Source organism: Holtiella tumoricola (assembly GCF_027857615.1).
GTDB classification, from domain to species: domain Bacteria; phylum Bacillota; class Clostridia; order Lachnospirales; family Cellulosilyticaceae; genus Holtiella; species Holtiella tumoricola.
In genome coordinates this window covers 1-11,363 of sequence record NZ_JAQIFT010000055.1, presented here as the reverse complement: position 1 = coordinate 11,363, position 11,363 = coordinate 1, and the positions used below count along the sequence as shown (strand labels likewise).

Sequence of the window (11,363 nt, the reverse complement as noted above, 5' to 3'; positions counted from 1 at the left end):
AAGTGACTTTTGAATCGACTGGTTTAATGGTTACTATTTTATTTTCAAAGTTCATTTTGCTTTATTTATCAAGGCCTGTAGCCTTCCTCAGTAGCTTCTGTGCGCTGCTGACTTATATTAGTATAAGGGATTCACCTACATATGTCAACAGCTTTTTTATCTTTTTTATTTCTTTTTGTTAATTAGTGTTATCTAATATATTTATTAACTACATTCTCTACTTTTATTCTTTTCTGCTTAATACTCTTTTAAACTCAAATTCCTCTAAAAGATTAAAAGAGAGCTAGAAAATATGTTCTAGCTCTCTTTTAATTTCATGTAATTTATGCTCTTACTTTTTTAAGTCTTGCTTTAACCATGTCTATGACACGTTGTTTATCTTCATCTCTCTCTACTACATCTATCTCATCCATGTTTACAATAAGTACTTCAGATGCATCATAGTGATGCATTACCCATTCATCATAACCTTCCCATAAGAATCTATAGTAGTCTACAAGCTCTGTATCTAACTCGAAACTTCTTCCCCTTTTCATAATACGTTCAACAACTGTTTCGAATGATCCCTTTAGATACACCATAAGGTCTGGTGCTTTTTTAGGTAGTTCCTCTAGCTCTTCCATCATATTATGTAGTAGGTTTTCATAAACTTGCATTTCAAGTTCATTAATTCTTCCTAACTCCATATTTTTCTTTGCAAAATACCAATCCTCATAGATACTTCTATCTAATACATTATCATTTTTAACAAGTGCTTGTTTAATTGCTTTAAAACGTGTATCTAAGAAATAAAGTTGTAATAAGAATGGATACCTTTTTTCTTGTATTTCTTCTGGAGATGCTGTATAGAAAAGTGGGAGTATAGGGTTATCATCTACACTTTCATAAAATACATCGCTCCCTAATGCTTCTCCCAATAATTCTGCTACACTTGATTTTCCTAGCCCAATCATTCCACCTACTACTATCAACATATTCACCGTGCCTTTCTCAGTTGTTATTACGAAGTCTAATATATGTCCATTAGTATTGATACCTACTATATATAGTCCTTTTTCCTAATGCATGTACTACATAGGATACTATAAGCTACGATACATTACTAGTCTTAAGACTGATTTCTTTATTTTATATACTTTATTAAACCTATTATAATTTTGGATATTCCCCTTTATATTCCTATGTATATTATGGTTCTATATTTAATATAGTTTTAACTTTAAATTTCTATCTGACATCCTATTTTCTATTATATTCATTTTATATATTGTATTTTTTACTTATTTTTCATTTCGTTGCTTATTTAATTTGAATTGGGTATAATATAAATAAGTATTTTATTGCTTAAGATAAGGAGCTTTCAATATATGAAATTATACGCAAATATCTCAGAATTCTCTCAAGATACATTTAATGACATACTTAAATTTTGTTTCCCTCATTGTAATAAACTAAGTATTTATTTTCCAAATGAGTGTCATGAAAATCTTCAAAGCTTTAAAACAGAATTTTTAACAGCTACAGAACTTTATACTATCGATGATGAACTTGCTGTTCTTGAACCAAAAGAAGGATTTTCTATGGTTATTACTTCTTTATCAAATACTGTTCAAGATTTACTTACACATTTTCCATATGGGGAAGCGTTAAGCTTCGGTGTAATTCATGATGAAGATCTTATCTTCTTTATAAGTGAAGAAGGTGAAATTGCTATTGATTTATCTAATGAAGTTGTTGCAAACACAAACCTATTTGATAGCTTCACTAAAGTCACTGAATAATCCTAAACATATAAAAAGCTCTAGATTCCTCTAGAGCTTTTCTTTATATCTATGAGTTTTTTTATTCCAAAACATATGATGTCTGCTCCTAACATTAAAGCACACAACTTCCATTCATTAAATAATAACCAAATATATCCTGTTATTATTACTACCACACTCACCATTAATAGCATAAGTAATTTAGATTGATGTTTAGCACTATCCATATAAGCATCTAGTAGTCGTTCATCTAATATATAATATGATGCTATCTCTTCTAGTGTAAGTATAATAACTAATGCAATAGGTATAGTCTGATAAATTTTATAATATGCAGGTATAGCCGTAATCATATAAATACTAAACCATATAAATAAATGCTCTGGATTAATAAGGCTATTTTTCCTAGACATTGTAATCCCCCTAAATGCCCGCTTATTTTTGATGAATATAAGCGTAAATATCTCTTTTGCTAACACCTCTATCTTTAGCTACCTGTTTCATAGCCGATTTTTCGTCTTGACCTTTATCTAAATATACTTGTAAATGGTCTTCAATAGACATTTCTTCCCAAGCCTTTTGGTCTTCTTCTTGTAAAACTTTTATATCTTTTCCTTCTAAAACAAGTACAAATTCACCTTTAGGTTCTACTTCTTTAAAATAATCAATAGCTCCACTTAATGTAGTCTTATAAATGAACTCAAATTTCTTAGTAAGCTCTTTAGTTACTGTAATAGAGCGATCTCCAACTGCTTCATAAAGGGCTTCTAAGGTTTTTATAAGTCTATGTGGTGCCTCATAAAAAATGGTTGTTCTTGTTTCATTTTTAAGACTTTCTAAAACAAATTTACGTTCCTTTTTATCTGTTGGTAGAAAGCCTTCAAAAACAAAGCGTCTTGTACTTTGTCCTGATAGGATTAAGGCTGTAATCCCTGCTACTGCACCTGGCCCACTTGTTACTGTAATTCCTGCTTCCATAGCAAGTCGTACAAGATCTTCACCTGGATCTGATATTCCTGGTGTTCCTGCATCTGTTACCAGTGCAATATTTTTACCTGATTTTAAGATTTCAATTAGTTCTGGACCTTTTTCCATTTTGTTATGCTCATGATAACTAATAAGTTTTGTGTGTATCTCAAAATGATTTAATAACTTCTTAGTGTGTCTTGTATCTTCTGCTGCTATAAAATCAGCCTCTGTTAGTGTACGTACTACACGATAAGTAATATCTTCAAGATTACCAATAGGAGTTGCACACAAAGTTAGTGTTCCGTATGTTTCCATCTTTATCTCCTCTTTTACAATGTATCTAATGATTTTCATTTATCTATACTTGTGGCTTTTCCCTACCATAAATCTCATATATTTCATCAGTATGAGTTCCATCTTCATTATAGACAATCAGTGGTTTTTCTACTCTCATTTCACTGTTACCACCTTTAATCCCTTCGATTAAGATCATTGTTGGTGCTTGTCCTGGTTTTGGATAAACCATGCGTAACCTCTTAGGTTCAATTTTGTTTGCTCTCATAGCACAAATAATATCTACCAACCTCTGTGGCCTATGAATCATACAAAGTTTTCCCTTAACTTTAAGTACGTAGCCTGCTGCTGCAATAATATCTTCTAATGTACAAAGTACTTCATGCCTTGCAATAGTCTTTGATGGATGCTCATTCTTTAATCCATTTGTTCCCTTCATATAAGGTGGATTTGTTGTAACTAAATCTACTGAATGTCCATCAAAATGTTCTTTGATTGTTTTTACATCTATATGTTTGATTTTTATATCTTCTGTTAGTTCATTTAACTGAAGAGAACGATTTGCCATCTCTACCATCTCTTCTTGTATATCAATACCTGTATACTTACCCTTTTGATAGATGGCATGCATAAGTATTGGAATAATTCCTGTACCTGTTCCAATATCTAATACTTGCTGCTCTCTTTTTGTCACTTTTGCAAAATGCGCTAACAATACAGCATCAATCCCGAAGCAAAATACTTCGGGATTCTGAATGATTTTATATCCATTTCTATCTAAGTCATCTAATCTCTCATTCGAGTTTACTAAAGTCAAAGTTCTCAAACTCCTTCTCATCGTTGCTACCACAGCCTCCACAGCCTCCACCACATTTTTTCTTACGTGTCAGGATTTTAAGTTCTGATACTGGGTATACCACTGCTTCTTTTTCATCTTTATCTTTTTTCTTAACTGCTACTTTTACTTGTTCACGTAAAACTGCTACAGAAAGTACTTCTCCACGCCCATCTGGTGTCTCTACATGATCACCTACTTCTGGAAGTCTACCACGAATTTCTACATATACATCTTCTTCATATTTAAGACAACACATAAGACGTCCACAAATTCCTGATATTTTAATAGGATTAAGTGATAAACTCTGATCTTTTGCCATCTTAATAGATACTGGTTGGAAGTCACTTAAGAACTTATTACAGCATAAGCCTCTTCCACAAATTCCAATACCTCCACACATTTTAGTTTCATCTCTTACACCTATTTGTCTAAGTTCAATACGTGTTCTAAATACTGCAGCTAGGTCTTTAACTAGTTCTCTAAAGTCTACACGTTCATCTGAAGTAAAATAGAAGAGAATTTTATTATTATCAAAAGTATACTCTACATCTATAAGTTTCATATTTAAATTATGTTTTAAAATTTTTTGCTTACAGATAAAGAATGCTTCTTTTTCTTTAACTTTATTCTCTGCAACTTTTTTAGTATCTTCTTCTGTTGCTTTACGAATAACCTTCTTCAAAGGATACACTACTTCTTCATCATTTAATGAACGGTTTCCTTGAATAACTTCACCGTATTCAATCCCCCTTGCGGTTTCAACAATAACATGTTCTCCTTGAACATAGTCATTATCTTCAGGATCAAAATAATAAACCTTACCTGCTGTTCGAAATCTAATGCCGATAACAGTTATCATTTCTTTTTCTCCTTTAATTTAAGTAGTAAATTTTCTATTACAAACGTTGCGTATATATTTTGATTAATTTGTGTTTGTGCATTTTTGATAAGCTTAATATGCTTGTCAATTGTATTATACGTTAATTTAGAAGACATGTCGAGTAAGTGAAATTGATAATCCAAATAATACAAATTCTCATTTCCAGTAGCTTTTAACACTGCTAAATCTCTATACCATAATAACCAAAAATGAAGCATACTACTAATAAATTCTTTTTCATCACAGATCACTTTTACTAAATCGTACATATTCATTAAATCTGCTTTTTGGAGTTTGAGTAGAAGGTCTACTCCCTTCTTTCTATCTTCCAAAAATCTTTCATCTTCTATTAACTTCTTTGCTATACCTATACTTCCTTCTGCAAATTGAGCATAAATCTCTGTTTGACGCTCACTTAATTGATAAGGGGCGAGATACTCTAATATATCCTGGTAAGGTAAGGGACTAAATCTTAAATGAATACATCTTGATTTAATCGTTGGTAGGAGCTTTGCTAAATTCTGAGTAATGAGGATAACTATACCATAACTTGGTGGTTCTTCTATTGTTTTTAACATGGCGTTTTGTCCTTCTATAGTAAGCGTATCTGCTTCTGTGACAACAATAATTTTATATGGTCCTTGATAAGGCTTAACATCCATATTCTTAACTAATTTTTCTCTTACTGTATCAATCTTAGTTGTTTTGTTATCTTTCTCAACATAAATTAAGTCAGGGTGATTACCTGCTTCTAAAAGTAAGCATGCTCTACACTTGCCACAGGGTTTATCCTCACCTTGGCATAAAAGCGATTTAGCTACAGCTTGAGCTATACTCTTCTTACCTACCCCTTCTGGCCCTTCAAAAATATAACTATGGGATACCTTCTCGGATTTTATAGCTTTATTAAAGTATCTTTTTATATCTTCATGTCCTATTATCTTGTTAAATGTGTCCATAGTTTTTCCTTTCTATAGAAAAACGTCCGTGTATGCCACGAACGTTACGTCATCTCTTTTATGTCCATTAAGTTGCTAAGTCTAGTAATAGACCTTGTATTTCACCAATACGGTCTAATATATCTATTTTATCTTTTTCTACTTTTAGTAGTTCTGTTGCTAATGCATCTACTTTATCATTTACTAATCTGACAATACCATATACTCTATGTCTTCCTCTTCTATCAAGAAAGTTTTCTCTTGAAAACTTATGGGAATTAGAAACGACTTCATTCATAAACTCAGAGATCATACTACGATAAAGTCTCATATCACGTATATCCATATGCTCTGATAATTTATTTCCTTGCTCTGTGATACGTTCAATCATCACTTTAAGTGAATCCTGAAGCTCACCTTCTTCAATATGGCTGAGTAAAGTAAACTTAAACCCTTTATCAATCTTGTTGTTAGGGCCTGTTGCAAGTTCTCTTAACTGTGGTAATTGTATTTGATTAATCTGTAAATCAGCCATTTGTATCCCCCTTTGAGCCCTTCTTCTGCTTTATTTTATTTTAATGGAATGTCTAATACTTTGCAATTGATTTTATTACCCTTGTACTGAATTCCTTTTAGCCTCTCTGCATATGTCCTAATAAGCTGTATATGCTTCTCATTAAAAATCTCTCCCATATAAAGAATAGGAATACCTGGTGGATAAAACATAATTGTTTCAGCTGTTACTTTTCCCAGGCAATGATCTATCTCACACCACTTATAATCTCCATAATAAACTTCTCTTGGTGTATAGCCACCTTTTTGTACTTTTGGTAGTTCACTTATAACTTGTGTGAGTTCACTACAATATAAATCGGCAGTATTTGTATTTTGTTTTAGGGTAAGCTCATCATCTATATCTATTAAAGCCTTTTCTAATTCACTTAAAGACTTTACTTGATCCGCTACAGTTGTCATTAGAATAACATAATTTGGTAGACTCGCTTCTACTACTATATTATAACGTTCTTCTAAGTATTGCCCTAAAGTATATCCATCTATACTTGTGCGATGAGTAAATACTATGATTTTACTCATATCATATTGATCCCTCGGAATATCTAATACATACAGTTGTTGTAACGCTACTAGCCTACTTCTCATCTCTTTTAGTGGTTCAATATACTGCTTAACAATCTCATCTTGATGCTCTTCTATGTATCCTCTTGCATAATCCATCATAGCCATCATAGCATATGAAGGACTACTTGTTTGTACCATACGAAGTGTCTTTACTAAATGCTCATAAGAAAACTGATCTGTACCTTGATGTAATAAGGCACTTTGAGTAAGAGTAGGCATTGTTTTATGCATACTTTGTATGACTAAATCTGCCCCTAACTTTACACTACTTATAGGGAAATCTACACTAACACCAAAATGTGCTCCATGTGCTTCATCTACAATAAGTGCTTTTCCTGCTTCATGTAATACTTTAGCTATATCTTTAATATCTGATACAATACCTTCATATGTAGGACTTACAATAATAGCACCTTTTACCTTTGGATAGAGCTGCAATGCCTCTTGAATTACTTCTTTACTCATTACAGTCATGAGGCCTAGTGATTCGTCGTACTCTGGTTGAATATAAATAGGTATTGCGCCACTAAGGACTAAGGCATGCCATACACTATGATGACAATTTCTTGCAATGAGTACTTCATCTCCTGGCTTACATAGTACCATTAGGCTTGTTAATATGCCTGATGTAGAACCATTGGTTAGAAAAATAGTCTTTTGTGCGCCATAATACGTACACATTTTATCCATAGCCTCTTTGATGATTCCTTCTGCTTCATAAAGATTATCTAATCCATTTGCTTCTGTTACATCTAAAGCAGTAAAATCAATTTGCTTCATATCTCCAAAACTACCTAGTTTATGTCCTGGCATATGAAATGGCTTCTTTTTCATGCTATATTCCATTAATGCTGTATATAGAGGTGTATTATTTGAGTTACTCATCTTTACTCTTCCTATTCTTATTCTAAAATTATGCTTATGTTAGTTAAGTCTTCTTAGTATTAATTAAAATATGACTTTGTAAATTTATTGCTATATTTGATTAATCGATTTTGCACTCTCTCTTTTTCTGTTCCTGATAAAGGAGTAGGCTGATATGTATTGCGTTCTTTACTAGACGGTATACTACAAGGTATAACCTTTGATCCATCTAATACTACATTTCCATTTTGCTTTTTATAGGTAACTTGATAGATAAAAGTATCTTTATCATCTGGATTCTTATTGGCACCAAAGCTAAAATTACCAAAGCTATAAATGATATCTTTACCTTTATAAGTTTCTATCCCTTGTATAACATGAGGATGTGAACCTAATACTAAATCAGCCCCTTCATCTATACTTAGGTAAGCTAATTCTTTTTGCACATCATTAGGATAATTTTCACGTTCTATTCCCCAATGGAACATAATAAATACCAAATCTGCCTGTGCTTTTGCTTCTTGAATACGCTTTTTAATTCTATCCTTCGTTCCCTTACTCTTGTCCCACCCTGTTTCACCAATCAAAGCGATCTTAATACGTTTAATCTCTTGGTAATTTATTTTATCCCCTATAAAATAGTTAATATTTGCTTTAGTTAGAGCATCCTTTGTTTGTTTCATTCCCTCATTACCATAATCAGATGTATGATTATTGGCAAGGCTCACAGCTTCAATACTTCCTTGTTTTAATATCTCTGTATAACTAGGCTCTCCCTTAATAGCAAATTGCTTTTGCGCTCGTTGTCCACCTGTTGTTAGTGGTCCTTCTAAGTTAACTACTGTTAAATCATCTTTTTCAAAATAAGGCTTTACGTTTTTAAAGAAATACTCATATCCGTTTTTTTCTGCTATCTTATCAAATCTATTCCATTCACCTTGCCCATAATAAGTCCCTAATGTACAATCTCCTGCAAAACTTATTGTAATCTTATTATTTTCTTCTAATTTAAGCTGTTCTTCTGCCAACTTTTTTTCCTTATCTATTATCTCTTTTTGATTTGCAATCCTTTGTTTTTGCTCTATTATTTTATTATTTAAATCCATAAAGTTTTTAATTTCTGCACCATAGATGTTAGTTTGTGTCATCATCATTGTACCTAATAATACAATACTTACGATTCCTTTTTTCACTGCTATTTCCCCCTTAGCTTGTGATTCACTTAATCTATAACTTCTAAAATTTCTACTTCATAGCTTCCTTCAGGTGCATCTACTTGAATAATTTCACCCACTTTTTTCTTAAATAATGCTTTTCCTAATGGAGACTCTATGCTTATTTTACTATTTACTGCATCAGTCTTCATTGTTGTTACTATATTAAATACTTGTTCAAAGTTATCATCTAAAAATCTAATTTTGACATTATTGTTAATACCTACTTCCCCTTCATTACTCTCTGTAGATATAACCTTTCCTGTCTTAATCATACGCTCTAAATATCTAATACGAGATTCATTTTTTCCTCTTTCTCTTTTTGCCGCTTTATACTCAAAGTTTTCGCTTAAATCTCCATGAGCTCTAGCTTCTTTAACATCTTCAATAAGCCTTTTACGTTCTACTACCTTACGAAACTCTATCTCTTTTTTCATTTCTTCAATATCTTCTTGGCTTAAAAAGTTTCTCATAACGCCCTCCTTATATATGGATAATTTTACTTTTCTTACTTTCTATTATACCACTAGTTATTTGAATCTACTTTACTTTCTAGGAAATCTTACTATATAATAGCTTAATATGTATTCTGGACAATAAAAAGAGGTGAAAAATTTGAATTTAGATTTTATTTTAAATGGTAATCTCCTTAAGGTTTGGACAAAATTTGTCTCTGCTTCCGTCATTGGTGTTATTTTAAGCACTGTATATACTATGGTTGATGGTATTTTTGTAGGCCAAGGAGCTGGAGAGGCAGGACTTGCTGGCGTTAACTTAGCTTGGCCTGCTGTTACTATTATTTTAGGGATTGGCTTACTCTTTGGAGCAGGAGCAAGTAGTCTAATCTCTATTTATATAGGTCAACATAAACAAGAAAAGGCTGAACAACTATTGGGAACTGTTATGAAATCTCTATTAATTGTAGGGGTTATCCTTATGATTTTAGGCTTTATCATTGCTGATCCCATTGTAAAATTTCTAGGTGCTAATGGAGATACCTATCAGTATACTAAAGATTACTTTTTAGTAATTTATATGATGGCTATTCCTTATCTATTGGCAAATGCTCTTAATCCATTAGTACGTGCAGATGGTAATCCTCATCTGTCTATGATTATGGTAGGTGCTGGTGCTATAGGTAATATTATATTGGATTGGCTTTTTGTTATTGAACTTGGTTGGGGAACCAAAGGTGCTGCTCTTGCAACAGGTGCTGGTGTCATTTTCTCTACCATTATTGGTCTATGGTATTTTCTGTCTGGAAAATCTCATATTAAATTCCATAAAAAATACTTTGTGATAGATAAATCTCTTCTTATTGAAGTTATTAAAGTTGGATTTGTTTCTTTTATGATTCAACTATCTATAGGAATTGTTATCCTTGTACAGAATAAGATACTCTACCTCTATGGGAATACTGCTGATATTGCTATCTTCTCTGTAGCAGGTTATACTATCTCTCTATATATTCAACTATGTGTAGGTATTTCTCAAGGTATGCAGCCTCTAATTGGCTATCATTATGGTGCTGATTCTACTAAACGTATGCATAGGCTTCTGCAAATTACACTTATTGCAAGTATTATCATTGGAGTACTCCTACTTCTTTGCCTAATAAGTTATGGTGAGTACTTTATTAAATTATTTGGTATTGATTCCTCGTTACTGCCACTTGCATATAAGCGAATAGTTATTTTCTGCTTAGGTTCTCCTTGTATAGGGATTGTTTATACAATGGGTGCTTACTATCAATCTATTCATCGTAATATAGAATCAAATATTGTCTCCCTTGGAAGAAGTTTTGTATTACAAATTTTATTTTCTATTGTTCTGCCACCTTTTATAGGTGTAGAAGGAATTTTCTATGCCCAGCCACTCTCTGATATTGGTTCTATTTTTATCTTAGCTGGTGTAATGGCCTATAGCTACATGCGTCATAAATCTAAACAAGTTGAAATATCATAAATTTATATTGTATTATTTCATATACTAGAAAAAGACTGATTCAATCCAGAAAGGTAAACTATGAGAAAAATACATCACGTCTGTATACAAACAAATAATTATAAAGCATCACTAGATTTTTATACTCATATTTTAGGTTTTAAAGTAATTCAAGAAACAAAAGATTTTCACAATAGAGCATATAATACTTGGATTGAACAAGATGGTTTTATGATAGAACTTCAAACAGGCAAAAAAGAAGATCTATTAATAGACATTAATTCTAAATCTAAGGGACTTGTTCATATGTGCTTCTTAGTAGAAGATGTTCAACAAGAAGTAAAGAGAATACTCGATCTAGGATATAAGCATTTCAAACTTAAAAATAATAATGAGATCTATGAGGTTGAAGGCTCAGCACTTAGTAAGGTAATTGCTCCTGAAGGTACTATTATTGAACTAAGAGATATAGCCGAACTCTAAATTATATAAGTGATTCTAATAAAGAAGAGGTAATAC

13 protein-coding genes are annotated in these 11,363 nt (G+C 32.0%); 3 read left to right on the top strand and 10 right to left on the bottom strand.

Going from position 1 to position 11,363, the window contains the following annotated elements; all coding sequences use genetic code 11:
- Positions 1-323 precede the first annotated feature (323 nt).
- Positions 324-974: a deoxynucleoside kinase gene (locus PBV87_RS15085; RefSeq protein WP_271012783.1), complete on the bottom strand. Its 651-nt coding sequence runs from the start codon at positions 972-974 to the stop codon at positions 324-326.
- Between the two features lie 393 nt (positions 975-1,367).
- Between PBV87_RS15085 and PBV87_RS15080 the strand changes: the two genes are divergently transcribed.
- The gene (locus PBV87_RS15080) at positions 1,368-1,781 is read left to right on the top strand and encodes a hypothetical protein (RefSeq protein WP_053982341.1); all 414 of its coding nucleotides are present in this window, start codon (positions 1,368-1,370) and stop codon (positions 1,779-1,781) included.
- A gap of 20 nt (positions 1,782-1,801) precedes the next feature.
- On the opposite strand, the gene PBV87_RS15075 is transcribed toward PBV87_RS15080, so the two are convergent.
- The 9 genes from PBV87_RS15075 to greA form a co-directional block, all read right to left on the bottom strand.
- The gene (locus tag PBV87_RS15075; RefSeq protein WP_053982342.1) at positions 1,802-2,176 is read right to left on the bottom strand and encodes a hypothetical protein; all 375 of its coding nucleotides are present in this window, start codon (positions 2,174-2,176) and stop codon (positions 1,802-1,804) included.
- Between the two features lie 22 nt (positions 2,177-2,198).
- Entirely contained in the window at positions 2,199-3,047 is an 849-nt protein-coding gene (gene rsmI, locus PBV87_RS15070) for a 16S rRNA (cytidine(1402)-2'-O)-methyltransferase (RefSeq protein WP_053982343.1), read from the bottom strand.
- A gap of 43 nt (positions 3,048-3,090) precedes the next feature.
- Positions 3,091-3,843, bottom strand: a complete 753-nt coding sequence (locus PBV87_RS15065; protein WP_330373642.1) for a tRNA1(Val) (adenine(37)-N6)-methyltransferase — start codon at positions 3,841-3,843, stop codon at positions 3,091-3,093.
- Entirely contained in the window at positions 3,821-4,723 is a 903-nt protein-coding gene (locus PBV87_RS15060; RefSeq protein ID WP_053982345.1) for a PSP1 domain-containing protein, read from the bottom strand. Before PBV87_RS15060 ends, PBV87_RS15065 begins: the two co-directional genes overlap by 23 nt.
- Positions 4,720-5,703: a DNA polymerase III subunit delta' gene (gene holB / locus PBV87_RS15055; protein WP_271012782.1), complete on the bottom strand. Its 984-nt coding sequence runs from the start codon at positions 5,701-5,703 to the stop codon at positions 4,720-4,722. The genes PBV87_RS15060 and holB overlap by 4 nt, the downstream gene beginning before the upstream one ends.
- A gap of 67 nt (positions 5,704-5,770) precedes the next feature.
- A complete protein-coding gene (locus tag PBV87_RS15050) occupies positions 5,771-6,217 on the bottom strand; it encodes a YaaR family protein (protein WP_053982347.1) in 447 nt (148 codons plus the stop codon).
- A 35-nt stretch (positions 6,218-6,252) separates the two neighbouring features.
- Positions 6,253-7,707 (bottom strand): aminotransferase class I/II-fold pyridoxal phosphate-dependent enzyme, encoded by a 1,455-nt coding sequence (locus PBV87_RS15045; RefSeq protein WP_053982348.1) that lies wholly within the window; start codon positions 7,705-7,707, stop codon positions 6,253-6,255.
- Between the two features lie 59 nt (positions 7,708-7,766).
- Positions 7,767-8,879, bottom strand: a complete 1,113-nt coding sequence (locus tag PBV87_RS15040) for a CapA family protein (RefSeq protein WP_271012781.1) — start codon at positions 8,877-8,879, stop codon at positions 7,767-7,769.
- 29 nt (positions 8,880-8,908) lie between these two features.
- A complete protein-coding gene (gene greA / locus PBV87_RS15035) occupies positions 8,909-9,373 on the bottom strand; it encodes a transcription elongation factor GreA (protein ID WP_053982349.1) in 465 nt (154 codons plus the stop codon).
- A 142-nt stretch (positions 9,374-9,515) separates the two neighbouring features.
- On the opposite strand from greA, the gene PBV87_RS15030 reads away from it, so the two are divergent.
- Together PBV87_RS15030 and PBV87_RS15025 are read left to right on the top strand one after the other, a co-directional pair.
- A complete protein-coding gene (locus tag PBV87_RS15030; protein WP_271012780.1) occupies positions 9,516-10,865 on the top strand; it encodes an MATE family efflux transporter in 1,350 nt (449 codons plus the stop codon).
- A gap of 60 nt (positions 10,866-10,925) precedes the next feature.
- Positions 10,926-11,327, top strand: a complete 402-nt coding sequence (locus tag PBV87_RS15025; protein WP_271012779.1) for a VOC family protein — start codon at positions 10,926-10,928, stop codon at positions 11,325-11,327.
- Positions 11,328-11,363: the final 36 nt, after the last annotated feature.

Excerpts from the sequence above, each read along its gene's own strand:
- PBV87_RS15085 (WP_271012783.1), bottom strand. The coding sequence starts at position 974 with ATGTTGATAGTAGTAGGTGGAATGATTGGGCTAGGAAAATCAAGTGTA.
- PBV87_RS15080 (WP_053982341.1), top strand. The coding sequence starts at position 1,368 with ATGAAATTATACGCAAATATCTCAGAATTCTCTCAAGATACATTTAAT.
- PBV87_RS15075 (WP_053982342.1), bottom strand. The coding sequence starts at position 2,176 with ATGTCTAGGAAAAATAGCCTTATTAATCCAGAGCATTTATTTATATGG.
- rsmI (WP_053982343.1), bottom strand. The coding sequence starts at position 3,047 with ATGGAAACATACGGAACACTAACTTTGTGTGCAACTCCTATTGGTAAT.
- PBV87_RS15060 (WP_053982345.1), bottom strand. The coding sequence starts at position 4,723 with ATGATAACTGTTATCGGCATTAGATTTCGAACAGCAGGTAAGGTTTAT.
- holB (WP_271012782.1), bottom strand. The coding sequence starts at position 5,703 with ATGGACACATTTAACAAGATAATAGGACATGAAGATATAAAAAGATAC.
- PBV87_RS15050 (WP_053982347.1), bottom strand. The coding sequence starts at position 6,217 with ATGGCTGATTTACAGATTAATCAAATACAATTACCACAGTTAAGAGAA.
- PBV87_RS15045 (WP_053982348.1), bottom strand. The coding sequence starts at position 7,707 with ATGAGTAACTCAAATAATACACCTCTATATACAGCATTAATGGAATAT.
- greA (WP_053982349.1), bottom strand. The coding sequence starts at position 9,373 with ATGAGAAACTTTTTAAGCCAAGAAGATATTGAAGAAATGAAAAAAGAG.
- PBV87_RS15025 (WP_271012779.1), top strand. The coding sequence starts at position 10,926 with ATGAGAAAAATACATCACGTCTGTATACAAACAAATAATTATAAAGCA.